Genomic DNA, 20692 nt, shown 5'->3' on the forward strand with positions numbered 1-20692 from the left:
AGGTTCTGCTGCCGAATATCCCACGACCCGGAATAGGCCTTGTGCTTATTCCGGGTCGTATTTTTTCAGGACCAGCGGGAAGATGACCAGCTCGCCGTAGAAGGCGCCGGCCACGGCAATGGCTGTGAGCAGGCCGAACAGCTGCACGGTTTTCAGCGAGCCCAGCGTCATGACGGCGTAGCCCAGAAACAGCACCACGCTGGTCAGGACGATGGTGGGGCCGACGTGCGCAATGGTGGTGAGGCGGGCCTGGGCGGGTGTGAAGCCGTGGCGGCGGTGCTGCTGGTAGCTGTACACGAAATGGATGGTGTCATCGACGCACAAGCTGAGCACGATGGAGGCAATGCTGGCCGTGGCCGTGTCGAGCGGGATGCCCAGCCAGCCCATGGCGCCCAGCAGCACCAGCACCGGAAACAGGTTGGGAATGACGGTGAGCAGCGCCAGCCGGAAGCTGCGGATAAACGCCCACGTCAGGGCAAACACCAGCACAAAGGACAGCAGCAGGCTGTTGGTCTGCGACTCGGTGACGTAGGCCACAATGCCGGCGTAGAGCGGCTGGTAGCCGGCCGGCCGCACCGTGGCCACCCGCCCCAGCGTGGCCTGCGCAATCAGCAGCAGCGTATCTACCTTGGCCGTGAGCTGCCGCGCCGACAGCATCCGGCCTGAAACCGTGACGCGGCCGGTGCCGGAAGGCGCGTGCACAAACTGCGCCAGCAGCGCCGGAAACTCCAGCCCCAGCTGCCGCTCCACGGCGTGTAGCGCGCCCTGGCTGGCCCGCAAACGGGTGGCTTTGTCCCCAACCTGGGCTTCGAGGCCGGCCTGATACAAAGAGTGAAACCCCGTAACCTGGCCTACGCCGCTGAGCTGCCGCACGGAGTCGGCGAAGGCGAAGGCGGCCTGCACCACGGCCACGTCTGATAGGGTGTGGCCGGGGCGGGGCTCCACCAGCAGCTCCAGCGGCATGTAAGGGCCCCAGTTGGCTTCAATGGCCTTGTGGTCCGTAACGACGCGGTGGTTGTCGGGCAGGTAGCCGAGCGTGTAGGTGTCGGAGCGGAGGCGGGGCAAGCCGGCGGCCAGCGCCAGCGTGAGCAGCACCGAGAGCGTAGCGAAAAAGCGCGGCCGGGCCAGCAGATACTGGTAAAACGCCACCATGCGGCTGGCGGCCGAGTACGTGGCGGCGGCGGTGCGGGCCGGGGCTTTGGCCAGCGGCAGCAGCAGCACACCCAGCACAAACGTGAACACCAGGCACAGCGCAATGCCCAGCGCCGCAAACACCCCGAAGTTGCGCAGAATGGCCATCGGGCACGACAGCAGCGCCAGGAAGCCGGCCACGGTGGTGAGCATGGTGAACAGGCAGGGCGCAAACACGTTGCGCAGGGCCTGCAGCGCGTCGTGGCGGGCGGGGCTGGTGGGTGTGCGCAGGCGGTTGCGCTCGTTGATGACGTGCATAGAATCCATGATGCCCAGCAGAATCAGCACGATGGGCAGCAGCACCGTCATCAGGTTTACGCGGTAGCCCAGCGCCCCGTACACGCCAAACGTGACGTAGGTGGCCAGCCCTACGATGCCCAGCGTGTACACGAGCAGCAGCAGGTTGCGGTAGATGAGCAGCAGCACCCCAAACATCAGCAGGTAGCCCAGCCCCAGGAATAGCCCGAAATCGTGCTGCGACAGCGCATTGAGGCCTGCGTACACGATGCCCACGCCGCCCAGGTGGGCCTGCTCTGGCCGGAAGTGCCGGTTCACCACCTGTTGCACCTGCGCCAGAATCTCGCCGCGCCGGTCGTCGAAATCAGGCATTTGCCGCAGCCGGATAATAAAGCGCGCGGTGCGGTAATCATTGGAAAACAGGCTCTGGCGCAGCGTGGGCAGCGGCTGCAGCGCTTGCCTCACTTCGGCGGCCGTGGTGCCGGACGCCAGCAGCGGCCGCGAGGAGCCAGCCAGGCCCCGGCCGGGCAGCCGGGTGTTGCCGGGTCCGTTCACACCTGCCACGGCGTGCAGGGCTTCCAGCTCGCGGGTGAGGCCCCGGAAGGCGGCCAGATACCCGGGCGAAAGCACCGGCTGCGCATCGTGCACGGCCAGAATCACCACCTCGTCGTTGCCGAAGCGCTGTTGGAAGGCGTGGTATTCGCGCAAAGCCGGGTCGCCGGATAGAAACCAGGTGGAAAGGCTGTTATCGACTACCATGGCGGCCTGCACGCTTGGCCACAGCGCCACGCAGGCTGCCACAATCAGCAGCAAGAGCAGGTAGCGGAGTTTGTGTAGATACAGCATAATGGGAATAGAGGATCTGTCATTCCGACGCAGGAGGAATCTCACCTGAGTGGTAATTCTGTTGCCTTATTCAGTCCCCTGGCGAGATTCTTCGCTCAGCTCGAAATGACAGCTTTAGGCTACCTGGCATGAAAGCTCACGTCAGCGCCAGCTCATACAGCGCGTAACGGGCGGTTTCGGCGGGCAGGCCGTCGGTGAAGTGCAGGGAGAAATTGTCGGAGCGCATCAGGCAGAAGATGGCCTCGTCGTACAGCTCGCGGAAGGCCAGCATACCGTAGGCGCCCAGGTAGCTCATCAGCTGCTGGTTGCGAAAATCAGGGTGCACGCCGATGGTTTTGGCCAGTAGGGTTTTGCGCGGCAGGCGCGGGTAGTCGCGCTGGAAGCTGGGCGGCGCGGAACCCAGCTGCAAAGGCGCGTAGTTTGGGTGGCAGAGGCTGAGCGCCACCAGGCGGCCGTGCGCTTTTTCGCGCAGCAGCACCGAGGTGTGCGGGCAGAGCCGGGCGGCATACTGGGTGTTGTAGAGCTGCCGGAACTGGCTTTCCGGAATGGGCTGGTAGGCCGGGTTGGCGCTGAATACCTGGTGTACCAGCTCAAACAGCGCGGCCTCATGCTCCGGCCAGGTTTCCGGCGTGAGCGGCAGAAACTCGTAGGGCAGGCTCCGGACGGCAGCCAGCAGCGCCGCTTTGTCGTGGTACACGGCCGGCACCGTGGCGGGCGCAATCAGGCGGCTCTCGAAGGTGAGTACGGGCGCGAAGCCCAGCTGCTCCAGCAGTCCGGGGTAGTAGGTGGGGTTGACCGGCTCCCGGTCGAACTGCTGCCAGGAAGGCGCGCTGCCCAGGCGTAGGCGGTAGGAGTGGTAGGTGCTGAAGTTGAGCGGGCCCTGCAGGTGGGTGTAGCCGCGCTGCCGCGCCGCCTGCTGCAGCTGCGCAAAGGCCGCCGCGTTCAGGGCCACGTCGTCCACGGTTTCCCAGAACCCGAAGTAGGCAGTACGGCCGTTCTTGGGGAAGATACCTGCCAGCCGCAGCTGCGCGTGGTCGGTAAACAGCACGATGTCGTTGCGCTCCAGTTCCTGCCGAAACAGCTGCCGCACGGCCGCCGCGTCTTCCTGCGGCTGGTAGGGCAGCGCCGCGTACAGCGGGCCGGGAATCTGAAAGAACGAATCCGGCAAAGTGCCCTCAAAAAGCAGCTGGTGAATGGGGCTCATAGGAGGAGTGTGGCTGATGCCTGCCGGTCCGGCGGCTGTTGAAGCCGTCAGGCCGGTCGTCGTAAGCTGATGTTGTTTATTATGAGTGTAGAGACGCGACACTTCGCGTCTCATCGTTGGTCATCGGGCGCAGTTTTGGTCGTTCAAATAGCAGACGCGAAGTGTCGCGTCTCTACACTGTTCTGGTAGCGGCTATGCCGTCCGGACAGCTACCGTACCGGATCCGTTCGAGCGTCACTCCACCACCTCAATCCGGCCGGATTCGCCGTTCAAGCGCACTTGCTGGCCGGTGCGCAGGCGCTGCGTAACGTGCGGCACGTTGATGATAGTGGGAATGCCCAGCTCGCGCAGCAGAATCACGGAGTGCGACAACGACGAGCCTTTCTCGATGATGACGCCGCGGCACATCGGGAACAGGGCCGCCCAGCCGGGGTCGGTGCGCAGGGCACACACGATTTTACCGCTCACGTTCAGGTCGCCGCCTGGGTCGGTGATGACGATTACCTCGCCCTCGGCCACGCCGGGGTAGCAGCCGGTGCCGGCTAGAGCGCCTGCAGGCAGGGGCGGGGCGGCAGCGGGGCGGGCGGGCAACGTCACGCGGGCCGGTACGTCTTCCCGGGTGTACTGCCGGAACTCTTGGCGACGCTCGGCTACCAGCGGCAGCAGGGGAGTGGCGCCGTCGGCCAGGGCGGCCAGCAGCTCCGGCTCCGTCAGCCAGAATACGTCTTCGGGAGCTGCCAGCTGGCCGCGCTCCGTGAGCTGGGCGCCCATGGCCCGGTAGAGCGCCCGGTACATGCCAAACAGCCGGGTGCGCTCCAGCCGCAGCGCCTCACGGTACCGGATGGCCTGCTGCAGCTGTCGGAGGCTGCGCTCCAGCCGCCACTTAAACCAGCGGCTGCGGCCGGCCAGCTTATCGGCCAGCTCCTGCCGGGCCTGCTGTTGCAGAGGGCTGCCAGCCTCAGTTTCCGGGGCGGGAGGCGCCAGCAGGAAGTTGCGCAGGTACTGGTAGAACACGGCGGGCTCCACGCGCATAGTGGCCGTTTCCAGCTTCAGCTCGCCCACCGTCCGGTCGCCGTACTGCCCGATAAACTCTTCTACGGCCCGGTGAAAATCCGGCGCCAGTTGGGCCACCTGGGCGTGCAGATCGGGCGGGGCGGCCAGCACCAGCTCGCGCAGGGCGGCCTGGGGCCACGCGGCGCGGGCCAGGGCCTGCAGCTGGCGCGTGGGCTGGGTGCTGGCCACCTGCTGGTCGCCGGACAAATACCGGCTCAGGAACTCGTCGGGCTGCGCAATACCGGCCCGCTGCAAACCCCGGTTCACGCGGCCGTTGGTGGTCATCACGAAGAAGTCGTTGATGATGGGCGTGGTCCATTTTTGCAGCAGCTGCGCATCCAGCAGGTCCTTTTGCTGCCGCAGCTCCGCGCCGCTGAGCGTGGCCAGCGGCAGGGAATAGAACCGCTGGTAGTGCGCCCGAAAGTGGGCGTGAAAGGCCGGCACGCGTTTCTTCAGCTGCCCGAAGGCCCGCAGCAGCCGCAGCAGATTCAAACCCAGGCCAGGCAGCAGCCGGAGCGTGGCGCCCAGCGTTTTGCGCTGGCTCACCACGAAATCCACGGGCTCTTCCAGGCCCATCATGCGCTCCATGTCGGCCTTGTTTTGGCGAAAGGAGGGCAGCAGCTGCAGGCCGCGGTACCAGTTGTTGATGTTGTAGTAGATGCGCCCCTTCACCAGCCCCAGCAGCTGCGTGACGGTGCTTTCGTGGGCCTGAATGCGGGCCGGCGGCAGCCCCAGCACGTGCATGGTCTGGCGGTACACGGTGGCGTAGGCACGCTGCGCGAAGCTGAACGTGAGCGGCGTGGTGACCCCGCAGTAGCTTTCCTGAATGTTGGAGTTGTCGTAGACCACGACCTCCGGAATGGGCTGGGTGATAGGCCGGGCCTGCACCAGCCACGGCTGGCCGGCTTCCACCACAAACTCCAGGTCTTGGGGATGCCCGAACTGCTGCTCCAGCTGCGTGGCCGCCGCGAACAGCGTGGCCAGCTGGGCATCGGTGAGGCAGGCGGCGTGCTGCTGGCCGGCCGGCACGGCGGTTTGCCGGAGCCCATCGGCGCCGGCAGCGGGCTGAAACTGGGTTTCCTTGGCGGCCAGCTGGGTGTGGCGGAGCGCGCCGGTAAGCTTGTTGAGGTAAAACTCGTCGGGCTGTAGCTGCCCGCCTACCAGACCCTCGCCGAAGCCCCAAACGGCGTGCACGGCCATTTCCTGCGGATACTCCGGAAACGTGGAAAACACTACGCCGCTGGTTTCGGCGGCCAGCTGCCGCTGAATGATGACGGCCGGCCGCGCCGCCAGCGGCAGCTGTTTCTGGCGGCGGTAAGCCAGGGCCCGCTCGGAATAGGCGCTGGCCGCGCACTGGCCCACCGCCGCCCACACCGCCGCCTCCGACGTCAGGTTCAGAAACGAATCCATAAGCCCCGCAAACGAGGCGCCTGCGCCGTCCTCATCAGCCACCGATGAGCGCACCACCACCGGTTGCGCCGGAAACCCCCAGCCGGCCAGCACCTGCCGGATGGCCTGCTGGTCGGCGGCGGGCAGCTGGAACGCCTGCAGCAACTGCCGCTGCTGCGCCGCATTCGGTGCGGCCAGCAGCAGCGCATCGAAGGTTTCGGCGGGCAGCACCAGAAAATCCGGCACGCGCATGCCCGCTGCCTGTAGCCGGAACAGCCCGAGCGCCTTGTGGCCGATGGTGTACTGAGCAGACGGCGTGGAACCGTGAAGTATCATGTGGGTAGTGAAATGGAACTGTGCTTTGGTACTCGTGCTGCCGGGCGCCTCACCCCCCGGCCCTCTCCAAAGAGAGGGGAGCCGAACGATTGTTGAGCAAGCCATGGTCATCAATCGGACTCTGTTGGAATCCTGCAACGGCTAAAAGATTCTGGTTTTGGCAGGCGGCGCGGACGACGAGACGCGAATACGCGTCTCTACAGCAGAATAAGGCCGATGAGGGCCAGGTAGCTGGTCAGCATGAACACCGATACCAGCAACTCGGCGGTGCGCAGCAGCTTTTCCTGGGGCTTGGCCGCCGCCCGGCCGTACACCAGCAGCGCCAGCCCAAACAGCCCCACCAGCAGCCCAAACGCCCACGCGCCGGCCTGCAGCTGCCGCAGCAGCACACCCTGCACCGCCATGCCGCCCAGCAGCACCAGCAGCACCGCCACAATGGCCCCGCGGTAGCTCAGCGTGCGGGAGTAGGAGTCGATGCCGGGGCGCTCGGCGGCGGGGGCGTGGGTTTTGCGGGCCAGCTCGAACGCAAAGCCGCCCAGCAAGCTCAGGGCCGCCAGCAGCCAGAACCGCGGCGGCATGGCGCCATCGGGCTGAAACAGCTGGTACGCCTGCCACAGCCAATACACGACGAGCGGCATAATCAGCATGTGGCTGAAGGCGTACAGCACCAGCCGGCGCTTCAGAAACGCACTCACGCCGAACTCGTAGCGCATCAGCACACTGTAGCCCAGCGCCAGCACCCAGCCGCCCAGCGCCGCCCGCCCCATCTGCGCCGACCACGCCAGCTCGCCCGCCGCGCCCAGCCACGCCAGTTGCTGCAGCTGCGGCAGCGTCACGAGGCCGCGCTGCAGCACGCGGTGGGGGTGGTTGATGGCGTCGGCGGCGTAGTCCTTTAGCTCATCGAACACCCGCAGGCGAAAGAAGAAAGAGATGGTAGCCAGCCCGCCGCCCACCTCCAGCCACCGGAACCGGCCCGGTCCCTGGCCTCCCGCATCCAGCGTCGCCACGGCCCATACCGTCAGGAACAGAATGGCGAACAGGCCCATGTTGACGGGTGGAAACCGCTGATTTAGGTACGCGGTCAGGTGGCGAATATTCATCGGGAGAGTTGAGCGGCAGGAAGGAGTGGGCGGCTGTTTTTGCGGCACCTGTTAAGCTATTTGAGTTATCATCGAACGCTGTAGAGACGCAATATTTTGCGTCTCGTCGTTGGGCGACCGGAACCGTGCTGCCCAAACAACATCAGCAACGACGAGACGCAATATTTTGCGTCTCTACATCGCACTGACAGCTTCCGCAGCTCACGCAAACAGGTTTTAAGCAATGTGTGAGGCAATAGCGGCAGGTGCGGTGTTTTCAGTGGGCACCGTCTGGGTTAACGTATCGAAGAAGCTCTCAACCACACGGGGCAGGAAAGGGTAGGGTCCCACGGAATGCGCCATCAGGTACATGCCCAGGCGGTGCAAACCGAAATCGAGGGTGGCGTAGTGGGTTTCCCGGCGGAAGGCAACTGGGTCGGGGTAGCGGCCGGTGAGAGCGTGCAGGGTGTGGCGGTAGTGCTCCAGATAAGCGGGGCGCAGGTGGTAGCGGTCGGCATCGAGCACGAAGCAGAGCAGCTCCACGGCATCATACACCGGCACGTGGTAGGTGGCCAGCTCCCAGTCGTAGGCGCAGAGCTGCAGGCTGGCCCCGGCGCCCCGGAAACAGGTATTGCGCGGGTTCAGGTCGTTGTGGATGAGCGTGCGCGGCCGGGTGTCCAGCCAGGCCTTGCGCTGCGGAATCTGTTGGATGGCGGCTTGTAGCTGTGCCGTACGCTGGGCCCCGAACAACTCCGGGAAGCGCGGCGCGGCGTTGTGGAGCAGCGCCGTCCAGAGCGGGGCCAGCTCCTGCATGTAGGCGCCGGTGGGCAGGTCGGGCCAGGCGGGCGCGGCAAAGCCGGGCGGCAGCAGGTGGCGGGCGTGCCAGGCGGCCAGCTGCGTTAGCGCCGTGCGGATGTGGTGGTCGGTCCAAACGGCGGGCGTCTGCACCGAGTTGAGCAGCGTCACGTCCTGCAGATATTCCATCAGCACGCAGTAGAGGCCGGTTTGCTCGTCGGTGTGCGTGCCCCAGATGCGCGGCATCAGGCCGGGCGCGGCGTGCTCGTACACGGCCAGTTCGCGCTGGTGGGTGTGCTGGAAGCCGGTGCGCTCGGCAAAGGCCGGGTACACCGCGGCCAGCTCGCCGCCGCACAAGCCAGCCAGCCCGGCCAGCATGCTGGATATTTCGCTGCCGTGGGGCTTCACCTTGAGCACCAGATGATGGGTCGTGGGCGGCCGGCCGGCTTCTTCCAACGTCACGGCTAGCCCGAAGTGCCCGATGGGGCGGGCGCTCTGGCCCGCCGTGAGCGTCACCAGAATACTGGCGGAGTTGTCGAGCGGCAGGGGCTCTACGGCCAGCACTTTATAGGCGGAATTGGGGGCGTGGGCGCGCAGCATTTCTTCCAGAAAAGCCGGGCTCACCAGGTCGAGGATGGCGGTATCAGGCACAGTCAGCGAGGAAAGAAGGTGTGGCAGAAGAAGCGGCGGCGCAAATCTGGCGCGAGTCGAGCACGCGCACGTTGCGGAAGTAGAAGCAGGCCTCCTGCTGCGACAACCGCTCGGAAACGGCCGTGGCAAGGGGCAGTGGCGCGGCGCCCGAATCGGTGTCGGCGCCTTGGTCGAGCAGCAGGTTCCAGTACACCACCCGCAGTGGCCGGTTGCCCGCAAACAGCGCCTGCATAGTCCGCTGGAACTCGGCCGGACTGGTGTACTCAAAGATGTTGGACAGGCTGGCTTTGCTGATAGACTGGCCCGCCGCGCTGCGCAGATAGTCCACGGCCTCGCCTTCTACCAGCGTGAGCTTGGGCAGCTGCTGGCGCAATAGCGCGTGGTGGCGGCGCTGGTAGCAAGGCGGCAGAATGGCACAGGGCAGGTTTTCGGGTCCGAAGAAGAAGAACCGCAGAAAGAAATTGTCGCGCATCAGCTCGGTGTGCAGCGTGTCGCGCAGGCGGCTGTAAAAGGCCTCCCCGCCCGACTCGGCGGCGTAGCGGAACAGGCGCGGGTCGCGGCCCTTGCTCAGGTTTGCCTCGTCGAAGTAGGCCACAAACAGAGCCGGAAACGCCGAGCTGGCCAGAGTAGCCTCAAAGTAGGCGGCCTGCTCAGCCACCGTATCAAATCCCAGCAACTGCCGCAGGTGGGCCTGCAGTGCAGGAGTCAGCGTCGGCAGAAAGCCCGTGACGTAGCTTTCCAGCCGCCCCGCCGTGAGAATCCCGGCCGGATGGCTCTCGAAAAACGAGGCCCAGTAGCCGTGCTCGGCGGCCGGCAGCGTGGGCGCCACCGTTTGCCAGGCCGCCGCCACGGCCGCCGGCCCGGCCAGCCCCAGCAGGCCGCGCAGCACCGCGTGCTCGTGGTGCCGGATGACATGCAGCTTCAGGCGCAACAGCTGCAATTGCACCGGATTCAGGTCGATGGCCGTGACGTGGCGCGGGTTCTTGAGCAGCGCATTGAGCACGTTGCAGCCCGCCGAGGCTATTACCAGCACGTGGTCGGTGGGCTGAATAGTGAGGGCGCCGTAGAGCGTGCGGCTGTCTTCCCACACCAGCGAATAGCGCAGGCGGTCCAGCGCCACATTGTAGAACTCGGATTCCATAGCTAGCGCAATTGAGAGTAAAGGATTTTGGAATGATGCCGCGCGTCCACGGGCAGCGTGGTCCGCATATGGATGGCCAGCACCGGTACTTGCGGCAGGTTTTGGGCCAGTAGTTGGGCTACGCTTGCGGGCTTTACGGTGCCCTGTACGAACACCGTAAAGCCGGCGGCATCGGCGCGGGCGGCGGCGCGCTCCACACCGGGCAGGTGATAGAGCAGGTGCTCCAGCTGATAGTGCTGCACGCCGTGGTGCAGCCGCTCGTTGCCCTGGCGGCCCGTGAGGTAGAGCTGACCATCGGCCACGTAGCCGTAGTCGCCGGTGCGCAGCCACTCGCCGGACGGGGCGGCTACGTGCGCGCCCCGCACCCACAGCTCGCCCACTGGTTGGCCCGGCGTGGCGCGGCCCTGCAGCACGCCCAGCACCTCAAACCGCCATTCCAGCCCATCTTGGATAGGGCCCACGCAGTAGCCGGCCCGCGGGTCGGGCACTTCGTCGGTCACCTGCCGCACGGCAATGGGCTCGGCCTCCGATGAGCCGTAGATGATGTGCACCGCCGCCTGCCCGAACGCCTGCCGCAGCTGCTGCGCCAGCGGCTCCGGCACCGACGAGCCGCCCACGCCCACGGCCACCACGTAAGGCAGCGCAACCGGCTGCTGCTGCAGGTGCGCCAGCAAAGCGGCGAAGTAGGCCACGTTGCCGGTCAGGGTCTGGACCTGCTCTGTTTGCAGCTGCGCTACAATCCGGGCCGGGTTGAGCTGCCGCAGGTTGTGCCAGGGCACGGCCGGCAGCGCGCTCACCACGCCCGCCGCCAGGTTGTGCAGCAGCACATTCGGAAACAGCGGGAAGTCGCGCTGCCCCTGCCACGGCGGAAACGCGGCCTTGATGGCCGCGTGCTGGGCCTGCAGCACCGCGTGGCTGCGCCGGATGGCCTTGGGTTGCCCCGTAGAGCCGGAGCTGTGCGACACCAGCGCCGGCTGCTGCGCCGGAACCGGCCAGGCTTCCCAGCCCTCAACAGCCGCGGCCAGCGGCCCACCTACTGCCGCCAGCAGCTGCACACCGCACAGCATGGCCGCCAGCCGGACCAGAGGCGAAGCAGCGGGGCCGGTCAGTATCGTCCGGATGCCCAGGCGGCGCGTCAACTGCAGCAGCTGCCACGCCGAAGCCCCGGCCGGCGGCAGCACCGGCACGGCTCCCAGCGCCTGCACGGCCAGCAAACCCGCAATCAGCTCCACACTTACGGGCACGGCCAGCAGCACGGAGTGGCCGGGCTGCACGCCCGCGGCGAGCAGCTGTTGCCGGTGGGTCGCAATGCGCTGCAGCAGGTCGTAGGCGGTATGCCGGCGGGTGGTGCCATCGGGGGCGGGCCACACCAGGCACGGCTGGGCCGGATGGCGCCGGAGCTGCGCCAGAATAAGGCGGGCGTAGTTGGTTTCGGGGCTTACCGGGGCCGGCGCTGCCGGGCGACGGTGGGCACCGGTGCCCGGTCGGGCTAGGAGACCGGGTACGGCAGAAGCGGAAATCTGGGTGAGTGGCTGCATGACGTTGGAAAGGTGCCGTGCTGCTCACATATAGCCTAACCATCCTTTGTGTAATTCAGACTTTGTAATGGGTGTTATTTTTAGGTGTAAAATATTGTATAACAATTTATTATAAATGTTATTTACTGACTTTAAAGCATGCGCTTATGGCGATAAAGAACAGGGTTTTACTGCTGAATACACCGGGTTTTCAGCCTCTGCCAGCAACAAAAAGGCAGCCCATGTGCAGGGCTGCCTTTCTGGGTAAGATGTATGTACTGGCCACTTGCTACTCCCGCAGCAGCCGGAATACTGCTTCGCCCGAAACCGGCCGGGCAAAATAGGCGCCCGGAGCTACGCTGGCCGCCGGCGCCCAGGCCACGGTGCCATCGGGGCGGCTTTGCAGAGTGGCCACCAGCCGGCCCAGCCCATCGGTAACGTACACCGGCTGCACGCCGGGCGTGGGGAGCTGAAACTGCACCTGGCTGCGGAACGGCATCGGGTAGGCCGCCAGCACCCGGGTCCGGGCGCCCGCGGTACCCAAAGTTGGCGCCGAAACCCGGAAATTGATAGTCCGCACTTCCGAACCATTGGTCGGGCAGTTGTTGTCGGCCACCGTAACGGTGAAGGAGTAGCGGCCTGCCGGCAGCGTGGCCGGTACTTGCCAGCTCAGCACGGCCTGGCTGGTGCCCTGCAGCTGGAAAGAAGCCCCGGGAATAACGGCGGCCACGTCGCTGCTGATCTGCACGGCCTGGCCCGCGTCGGGGTCGGCGGCCGTGAGCGTCAGCGCAATCTGCTGGCCGCGCTGCACCACGATGGTCTGGTCGAGGGGCTGGCTGGTGCCGCCAATCTGCAGGCCCGTGAAGCCGGGGTTGCGGTTGCCGCCCGCATCAAACACGGAGTACACTACGTCGCGCATTACGCTGCCGATGCGCCCCCAGGTGCCATTCACGCGGCGGTACTCGTCTACCTGCACGGCCACGGTATTGAAGCCACGTACCGTTACGGGGGTGGTTTGCAGGTCGCCGTTGGCTGCGTTCAGCTCGAACTGCGGCACGGCCACCCCATTGACTGCCCGAAACGACAGCAGCGGAAACCCCACCGTGAACTGCCCGGCCGGGTACGTCGCCGTCTGCCCGCTGACAGGGTCCTGAAACTGCCCGGCGCTGTAGCTGGTGTAAGGAATGGTATTGCCGCAGCCCTGTTCTATTAGGGTGCTGGACAGCGGCTGTACGGAGCGGTACACCAGCGAGTCGCCGTCGGGCTCGAAGGTGCTGAAACTGTAGCGGTTGGGCTGGCTGCCGCACACGTAGGGCATCGTAAAGGAGGTGAAGCGCGGCGAGTTGTTGGTCAGGCCGCTGGAGTTGTCGAGGTAGGCCGTTATGTAAAAGCCCTGGGTGCCGCTATCAAGCAGGTTCAGCATGCCACCTGAGCGTAGCTCCTCGATGGCCTTGAGCGTCCATTGGCCCGGCGGCAGCGTCACGGTGGCCTCATACTGGCTGATGTTGTAGCTGCGCCCGTTCACGGCACACCCCAGTGCCCGGCGCGTGAGCTGCATGCGTGGCACCTGAAACTGGAAGTTGCCAGCCGACGTGCTGGCACACCCATTTTGCGAACCGAACAAAGACAAGTTCCTGGGGTCAGGAAACGTAGCGCCACCATCGGCTGGGTTGCTGTACAGCCGGGCCGTAATGCGGTACTGCGAAGCCGAGCCAGGAATGTAGCTGTAGTCAAGGTCGCCGCCCAGCACGTGGCTCGCGTGGGCGCCCGGCGTACTGGCCAGCAGGAAGATGCTCAGCAGGATAAAGCAAATGCGGAAACGTGTGCGCATAACGAAGAGGGGATAAGGATGAAAAACAATAAAGGGCAGCCGCTGACGGCTGCCCTTTGAAAGTAGTTGATAGAGTGCGGAATAGAAAACAACCCCGCCGGTATTTATTTGCCGCCCGTCGTCGAGTTCGAGTCCAGAATCTTCAGCAGCTCGTTGAGCTTGGGCGTCAGGATGATTTCGGTGCGGCGGTTGAGGGCCTTGTTCTGGGGCGAGTCGTTGGCGGCGACGGGCACATACTGGCTGCGGCCCGAGGCCGTAACGCGCTGCGGCGGCACGCCGCCCGCGGCCAGTAGCCGCGCAATTTCGGTGGCCCGCAACACGCTCAAATCCCAGTTGTCTTGCATGGCGCCGGCTGGGCGGCTGAACGGCACGTTGTCGGTGTGGCCTTCCACCACCACGTTCACGTCGGGTTGCTGCTGCAGCACGGTGGCCAGCTGCTTGAGCGCCTCCTGGCCCTTGGGGTCCACCTTCGTCGAGCCTGACTTGAACAGCAGCTGTTCCGACAGCGACACGTACACCTTGCCGTCCTTCATCTGCACCTGCAAATCGGTGCCCTGAAAGCCCCGCAGCGCATTCGTGACGCTGGCGCGCAGGTCGTTCACGGCTTTGTCTTTTTCGGCTAGGGCTTTCTGCAGCTCCGCCAATCGGGCTTCGCGGGTTTTCAGGTCGGCGTTGAGTTTGTCGATGTCAGCGCGGCTGCGGCGCAGGCCGGCGTCCAGTTCGCCTAGCTCGGCCTCGCGGCGCGCCAGGTCCTGGGCCACCTTGTTGTAGTCCGACGACTTGTTGGCCAGCTCCCGATCGGAGTTTTTCAGTAGCTTGTCGTAGCTGTCGGTGAGCTGGGTGTAGAGCTGGCGGGTGCGGCGCAGGGCGTTGCCGGTCTGGGTGGAGTCGTCGGTGAGGCGTTTGGTTTGCAGGCGCATTTCGGCCAGCTCGTCGGTGGCTTTGCGCAGCTCGGCTACGGCCGTGCGCTGCTGGCGCTCGGCTTCGGCCTTGCCCTGCTCCGTGGAAGCCTGGCGGGCCTTCAGATCGTCATATTTTTTGGAGGCCACGCAGCCGGGCAGTGCCAGGGCCGCCACTAGGGCCAACGCAGGAAGCAGAGAAACAGAGTTGTTCACGAAACACACAGGTTGAAAAGCCAGAATTGGGCGGCCGGGCTCCTGGCCCGCACCATCCCGCGGCAAGGTACTCAGGGGCTGCTGCATGTTGCAATGCCGCCCCGCAATCAACCGATTTTCAACCTATATTTGGCGGCTGATTTCAGCGGCTCCTTCCTTCTCCTTCTGCCATGGCATCTCCTACTGCTTCCCTGAGCGCCGAAACCGAGGCGCTGCTCCAGCACGAGTGCAAAACCATCCGCAAAGACCTGCTGCATCAGCCCGGCCCCGACTTTCTGGACCGCTGCTTTGTGCCCGGCAACCGCACGCCGCAGGTGCTGCGCAGCCTGGGCCAGCTGTACAACCATGGGCGGCTGGGCGGCACCGGCTACCTCAGCATCCTGCCCGTCGACCAGGGCATCGAGCACACGGCCGGCTCCGCCTTCGGGCCCAACCCGATGTACTTCGACCCCGAAAACATCATCCGGCTGGCCGTGGAAGGCGGCTGCAATGCCGTAGCTACCACCTTCGGCACGTTCGGGACGGTGGCCCGCAAGTACGCCCACAAAATCCCGTTCCTGGTTAAAATCAACCACAACGAGCTGCTGACCTACCCCAATAAGTTCGACCAGATCATGTTTGGCTCGGTGAAGGAGGCCTGGAACCTGGGCGCCACGGCGGTGGGGGCCACCATCTATTTCGGCTCCGAGGAATCGGGCCGGCAGCTGCAGGAAGTGAGTGAGGCGTTTGCGCTGGCCCACGAGCTGGGCTTGGCCACGGTGCTCTGGTGCTACACCCGCAACAACGCCTTCAAAACCGCTGACAAAGACTTTCACGTGTCGGCCGACCTCACGGGCCAGGCCAACCACCTCGGCGTAACTATTCAGGCCGACATCATCAAGCAGAAGCTGCCCGAAAACAACGGTGGCTTCAGCACGCTCAAGTTCGGCAAGACCTTCCCGGCCATGTACGACCAGTTGGCCTCCGACAACCCCATCGACCTGACCCGCTACCAAGTAGCCAACTGCTACATGGGCCGCATCGGCCTCATCAACTCTGGCGGCGAAAGCAAAGGCGCCACCGACCAGGCCGACGCCGTGCGCACGGCCATCATCAACAAGCGCGCCGGTGGCCAGGGCCTGATTTCGGGCCGCAAAGCCTTTCAGCGCCCTTTTGCCGAAGGCGTACATCTCCTCAACGCCATCCAGGACGTATACCTGGACCCGGCCATCACGCTGGCGTAGATTTTTTGAATTAGTAATGAGTAATTAGTAATGAGCAACTACCTGAAATTTTTGCTCGAGCTGATTCCTTTTTTTGAAGCAGATAACTTGCTCATTACTAATTATTCATTACTAATTAACCTGAAAGAATGTCTTGGTTTAAGCGCGTAGAAAAGGGCATCGTCACGCCAACGGAGCAAAAGAAGGAGACGCCGGACGGGCTGTGGTATAAGTGCCCCGAGTGCAAAACCGTGGCCACCATGGCCGAGCACAAGCGCCTGCTCTCCACCTGCGGCAACTGCAACCACCACGACCGGATTGACGCGGCCGAATACTTCGAGTTCCTCTTCGACGACGGGCAGTTTACGGAGCTGGATGCCGATATGCACTCCGGCGACCCGCTGCACTTCGTAGACACCAAAGCCTATCCGCAGCGCCTGGTAGCTACTGAAAAGACGACCGGCCTGCGCGACGCCGTCCGGACGGCGCACGGCCTCTCCAACGGCCAGGGCTTGGTGGTTGCCGCCATGGACTTCCGCTTCATCGGCGGCTCCATGGGTTCGGTGGTGGGCGAGAAGATTGCCCGCGCCATCGATTACGCCCGCCAGCAGCGCCTGCCCTTCCTGATGATTTCGCGCTCCGGCGGCGCCCGCATGATGGAAGCCGGTTTCTCGCTGATGCAGATGGCCAAAACCTCGGCCAAGCTGGCGCTGCTTTCCGAAGCCGGCGTGCCTTACATATCGCTGCTCACCGACCCTACCACCGGTGGCGTAACGGCCTCGTTCGCCATGCTCGGCGACTTCAATATTGCCGAGCCAGGTGCCCTCATCGGGTTTGCCGGGCCGCGTGTTATCAAGGAAACCATCGGCAAGGATTTGCCGAAGGGCTTCCAGAGCGCCGAGTTTGTGCTGGAGCACGGCTTCCTCGATTTTATTGTCGACCGCAAGCAGCTCAAGCAGCAACTGTCTGATTTGCTGGGCATGCTGCGCCCTACCGAGGCGGCTGAGCCGGTTGGAGCCAAGCTAGGCCAGCGCACCCGCTAACTTTCGGCACACTTGTTGAAAATGCCCGGTCTGTGCGGATTTGCTGCATGGGTCGGGCATTTTGCCACATGGTTTTTTTCTGCCTGAGCCATTGGTTGATATAGATGCAAGTCTATATTCGGCCAACTTTTTAGCGGTAATTCCAGTAAAGCACGACCAACCTCACTTGATTTTTCTCACTCCCTAGTTCACTTCAATGAAAGCTCCTAATTCGCTGCTCTCGTTCTTTATGGCCCTCACGCTGCTGCTGGGCTCATGCGCTACTTCTCAGCCTCGCAACCCCAACATTCCGGATGCTCCCGACACCAATGGCACCGGCCCCCGCAAGACGGGCATGAGCAAAACGGCTAAAGGCGGCCTCATCGGCGCTGGCGGCGGTGCTGCAGCCGGCGCTATTTTGGGCCGTGTGATTGGCGGCAAAAACGGCACAGCTGCCGGCGCCATCATTGGTGCAGCAGTAGGCGGCACCGGTGGGGCCCTGATCGGCCGCAAAATGGACAAGCAGGCTGAAGACCTGCAGCGCGACATGCAGAACGCCAAAGTAGAGCGTGTAGGCGAAGGCATCAAAATCACCTTCGACTCGGGCATCCTCTTCGACACCAACAAGAGCGACCTGCGCGCTGCCTCGATGACCGAAATCCAAAAGATGGCCGCCATCCTGCAGAAATACCCCGACACCAACGTACTGGTAGAAGGCCACACCGATGCCTCGGGCTCGGACGCCATCAACCAGCCGCTGTCGGAGCGCCGGGCGCAGGCTGTAGCCAACTACACGGTTTCGCAGGGTGTTGACGCGGCCCGCGTAACCACCAAAGGCCTCGGCTCCTCGGACCCAATTGCCGACAACACTACCGAAGCCGGCAAACAAGCTAACCGCCGTGTGGAAATTGCCATCTTCGCCAACGAAAAGATGAAGAAGGCAGCCGAAAACGGCACGCTCTAAGTAGCCGGGTATCCGCTGATCAAAAAAGGCCGCACGCGATGTGCGGCCTTTTTTTTGTGTAGGTTGAGGCCTCTTGCAGTGTGTTGTGCAGTTTTAATACCGATGAAGGCGGCGACAATACCGCAGGAACTATTGCGGGCTAAAAGGCAAGTGCTCAGCCTTATTTGCAAATAAATTCGGCTGATAAAAACAGCTTGCGTTAGCTGAAAACTAACTTTTCAGCAATTTTAGTCACCTAAGCACGTTTTTGGCAAGGTGGTTGCAAATTGCCTGACCACAACGCCACTCAGTGGCTACACTTTTCTGTTCTTTTCTTCACCAACTCCGAAACCCCTTAACCTCTTTTTTACTCATGAAAAATCTTCGTTCGCTTTTCGCTTTGATGATGGCCGTGCTGCTGTTTGGCACCAGCACGGTGCAGGCCCAGGACGCCGGCACAACTACCACCAAGAAGCCGTGGAGCAAAACCGCTAAAGGTGCCGTAATCGGTGGCCTGGGTGGCGCGGCCGGTGGTGCCGTACTGGGCCGCGTAATTGGCGGTAAGTCGGGCACGGCTAAAGGTGCCATTATTGGAGCTGCTGTGGGCGGTGCCGGTGGTGCTCTGATTGGCCGCCGCATGGACAAGCAGGCGGCTGAGCTGAAAAAGGAAATGGCCGGCGCCAAAGTGGAGCGCGTAGGGGAAGGCATCAAAATCACCTTCGACTCGGGCTTGCTGTTCGCTAAGAACTCGTCGGCTCTGACCTCGGCTGCTCAGGCCAACATCCAAGACCTGGCTAAAACCCTCATCAAGTACGGCGACACCAACGTCATCGTGGAAGGCCACACCGACACCAGCGGCTCGGACGCCATCAACGACCCATTGTCGCAGCGCCGGGCTCAGGCCGTGGCCAACTACACGCAGCAGCAGGGTGTAGACGCTTCGCGCTTCACCGTGACGGGCTATGGCTCCAAGCAGCCTGTGGCTGACAACTCCACTGAGGCCGGCCGCATTGCCAACCGCCGCGTGGAAATTGCCATCTTCGCCAACGAGAAGCTGAAGAAGGCTGCCGAAAAAGGCACCATCTAAGCTGGCTGGATAGTCCGCTAAAGCACTAGTCTGAAAAACGGCAGCTTCCGTACGGAGCTGCCGTTTTTTTATGTCCGGCTGCCTGCGCCATCGTCTGTGAGGCAGGGGAGTTGGGCGCCGGGCGCAACCCCGGGCCCGGCCGGCCGGTACAAGCAGACATGCCCACTCCCGCCACCTACGCCTCGCCGGCTGCCGACAAGACCCGCGAAAACCACCGGCTGCTGAACGAGTTTTACCCTCCGCTCTCGCTGGATACGCCGCGCCGCTCGCCTATGCGGGAGCTGATTTCCACAGTCCTTTCCCACCGCACCACCCACGCCGACGAGGAACTGGCCTACGACCGAATGCTGGAAGCCTTGGGCGACTGGGCCGGGGTGCTGGCGGCGCCCACCGCCGAGCTGGCCCATGCCATCCGTACCACCCGCTGGCCCGACACGCAGGCGCCCCGCATCCAAGAGATTCTGCGCCGGATCTGGGCCGAGCGCGGGGCGTTTGAGCTGGATTTTCTGGCCGACTGGCCCACAGAAAAGGGCATGGGGTGGCTGAACGACATGCCCGGCATCGGCCTGAAAACGGCCTCGCTGGTGCTGCTGTTCAACTTCGGCAAGCCCGTGCTGCCCGTCGATACGCACGTGCACCGCATCGCGCAGCGCGTGGGCATGATCGGGCCCAAAGCCTCCGCCGACAAGGCCCACCAGGTGTTACTGGAGCAGCTGCCAAAGGATGCGCTGGCGCTGCTCAATTTCCACAAGCACAACTACTGGCACGGCCAGAAGGTGTGTTTCTTCACCAGGCCCGATTGCGCCCGGTGCCCACTCAAGGGCTTCTGCAACTACTACCTGGAGCACCACGGCCCCGCCACCCCCGAGGCCCTGGCCGCCACGCCCACCCACTGGAACACCGCCTGGGGCGCGCTGGCGCATTAGCCGTTGTTCGTTTTTCGGAGTTCGTTGTTCGTTCTTTGCGGATAGTTTGTCGAGCAGCCTGAAACGAACGACGAACAACACCTCACGAAAAACGACATCATGCGCTTAGTTCGTCATCCGGTTTTGTGCAATTACTACGTCACGTACCGGTGCAATGCCAAGTGCTCGTTTTGCGACATCTGGGAGAAACCCTCGCCCTACATCACGCTGGAGGATGTGGAGCGCAACCTGCGCGACCTGAAGCGCCTGGGCGTGTCGGTGGTGGACTTCACGGGCGGCGAGCCGCTGCTGCACCGCCAAATTCATGAGTTTGTGGGTCTGGCGCATGATATGGGCTTCATCACCACGCTCACCACCAACTGCCTGCTTTACCCCAAATACGCCGAGAAGCTGCGCGGCAAAGTGGACATGCTGCACTTCTCCCTCGACTCGTCGGAGAAGGAAGTGCACGACAAAGGCCGGGGCGTGGCCTGCTACGATTTCGTGCTGGAAAGCATCCGCGTAGCCCGGGAGCTGGGCGAGCGGCCCGATATCCTGTTCACGGTGTTCCGCGAAAACCTGCACGAGCTGGAAGCCGTGTACCGCGACATCACCCAGCCCAACGGCCTGGTGCTGATTCTGAACCCGGCCTTCGAGTATAACACCGTGGAAACCGGCGGGCTGCTGACGCCGGCCGAGCTGGACTACCTGTCGGCCTTTGGCAAGCGCAAGGGCGTGTACCTCAACGAGGCCTTCATTGAGCTCCGGCGCGACGGTGGCAACCACGTGGCGGCGCCCGTGTGCCGGGCGGCCAGCACCACACTGGTTATTTCGCCCTCCAACGAGCTGGTGCTGCCCTGCTACCACCTCGGCGAGCAGAAATTTCCCATCAACGGCCAGCTCTACGACCTCTACCACGCGCCCGAAGTGGGCCGCCTGGTGGCGCTGGAAGGCCGCCTGCCGCAGTGCGAGGGCTGCACCATCAATTGCTACATGCAGCCCAGCTTTGCCGTCGAAACCAGCAAGTATTTCTGGCAGGCCCTGCCCAGCACTATCAAATACAACTGGACCAAAGGCACCTGGAAACGCATGCTGGCGCGGTAGGCCCAGGCAAGCAGAAAGTAGCCACAGCCCGGCCGCCAGCGAGT

Annotated in this window: 15 protein-coding genes; 6 read left to right on the forward strand and 9 right to left on the reverse strand. The window is 63.8% G+C overall.

Annotated features, from left to right (window positions below; translation table 11 throughout):
- Nucleotides 1–45: 45 nt before the first annotated feature.
- The 9 genes from N008_RS12230 to N008_RS12270 form a co-directional block, all read right to left on the reverse strand.
- Nucleotides 46–2274, reverse strand: coding sequence for an efflux RND transporter permease subunit (locus tag N008_RS12230; protein ID WP_044016342.1), 2229 nt, complete (start codon nt 2272–2274; stop codon nt 46–48).
- A gap of 136 nt (nt 2275–2410) precedes the next feature.
- The gene (locus N008_RS12235; protein WP_044016344.1) at nt 2411–3478 is read right to left on the reverse strand and encodes a hypothetical protein; all 1068 of its coding nucleotides are present in this window, start codon (nt 3476–3478) and stop codon (nt 2411–2413) included.
- A gap of 234 nt (nt 3479–3712) precedes the next feature.
- A complete protein-coding gene (locus N008_RS12240) occupies nt 3713–6256 on the reverse strand; it encodes a PEP/pyruvate-binding domain-containing protein (RefSeq protein WP_052381485.1) in 2544 nt (847 codons plus the stop codon).
- 197 nt (nt 6257–6453) lie between these two features.
- Nucleotides 6454–7356, reverse strand: coding sequence for a hypothetical protein (locus N008_RS12245; RefSeq protein WP_156109284.1), 903 nt, complete (start codon nt 7354–7356; stop codon nt 6454–6456).
- Nucleotides 7357–7572: 216 nt separating this feature from the next.
- Complete coding sequence (locus N008_RS12250; protein WP_044016347.1) at nt 7573–8781, reverse strand: aminoglycoside phosphotransferase family protein; 1209 nt, start codon at nt 8779–8781, stop codon at nt 7573–7575.
- On the reverse strand, nt 8774–9922 hold the full coding sequence (locus tag N008_RS12255; protein ID WP_044016349.1) for a DUF3419 family protein: 1149 nt from the start codon (nt 9920–9922) through the stop codon (nt 8774–8776). Before N008_RS12255 ends, N008_RS12250 begins: the two co-directional genes overlap by 8 nt.
- A gap of 2 nt (nt 9923–9924) precedes the next feature.
- Nucleotides 9925–11460 carry an AMP-binding protein gene (locus N008_RS12260; protein ID WP_044016352.1) on the reverse strand — a complete coding sequence of 512 codons (1536 nt, stop codon included), beginning with the start codon at nt 11458–11460 and terminating at the stop codon, nt 9925–9927.
- A gap of 268 nt (nt 11461–11728) precedes the next feature.
- The gene (locus tag N008_RS12265; protein WP_044016355.1) at nt 11729–13270 is read right to left on the reverse strand and encodes a hypothetical protein; all 1542 of its coding nucleotides are present in this window, start codon (nt 13268–13270) and stop codon (nt 11729–11731) included.
- A gap of 104 nt (nt 13271–13374) precedes the next feature.
- Entirely contained in the window at nt 13375–14385 is a 1011-nt protein-coding gene (locus tag N008_RS12270) for an OmpA family protein (protein WP_231569700.1), read from the reverse strand.
- Between the two features lie 170 nt (nt 14386–14555).
- Here N008_RS12270 and N008_RS12275 point away from each other — a divergent pair, with 170 nt between their 5' ends.
- The 6 genes from N008_RS12275 (at nt 14556) to N008_RS12300 (ending at nt 20648) form a co-directional block, all read left to right on the forward strand.
- Nucleotides 14556–15608: a class I fructose-bisphosphate aldolase gene (locus tag N008_RS12275; protein WP_044016357.1), complete on the forward strand. Its 1053-nt coding sequence runs from the start codon at nt 14556–14558 to the stop codon at nt 15606–15608.
- A 128-nt stretch (nt 15609–15736) separates the two neighbouring features.
- Nucleotides 15737–16630: an acetyl-CoA carboxylase, carboxyltransferase subunit beta gene (accD, locus tag N008_RS12280; RefSeq protein WP_044016359.1), complete on the forward strand. Its 894-nt coding sequence runs from the start codon at nt 15737–15739 to the stop codon at nt 16628–16630.
- Nucleotides 16631–16826: 196 nt separating this feature from the next.
- Entirely contained in the window at nt 16827–17573 is a 747-nt protein-coding gene (locus N008_RS12285; RefSeq protein WP_231569701.1) for an OmpA family protein, read from the forward strand.
- 352 nt (nt 17574–17925) lie between these two features.
- Entirely contained in the window at nt 17926–18639 is a 714-nt protein-coding gene (locus N008_RS12290) for an OmpA family protein (protein ID WP_071884528.1), read from the forward strand.
- A 158-nt stretch (nt 18640–18797) separates the two neighbouring features.
- A complete protein-coding gene (locus tag N008_RS12295; protein WP_044018691.1) occupies nt 18798–19565 on the forward strand; it encodes an endonuclease III domain-containing protein in 768 nt (255 codons plus the stop codon).
- A 99-nt stretch (nt 19566–19664) separates the two neighbouring features.
- On the forward strand, nt 19665–20648 hold the full coding sequence (locus N008_RS12300) for a radical SAM protein (RefSeq protein WP_044016364.1): 984 nt from the start codon (nt 19665–19667) through the stop codon (nt 20646–20648).
- The last annotated feature ends 44 nt before the right edge of the window (nt 20649–20692 follow it).

Origin of the sequence: Hymenobacter sp. APR13, from assembly GCF_000737515.1 — a bacterium.
GTDB lineage: Bacteria > Bacteroidota > Bacteroidia > Cytophagales > Hymenobacteraceae > Hymenobacter.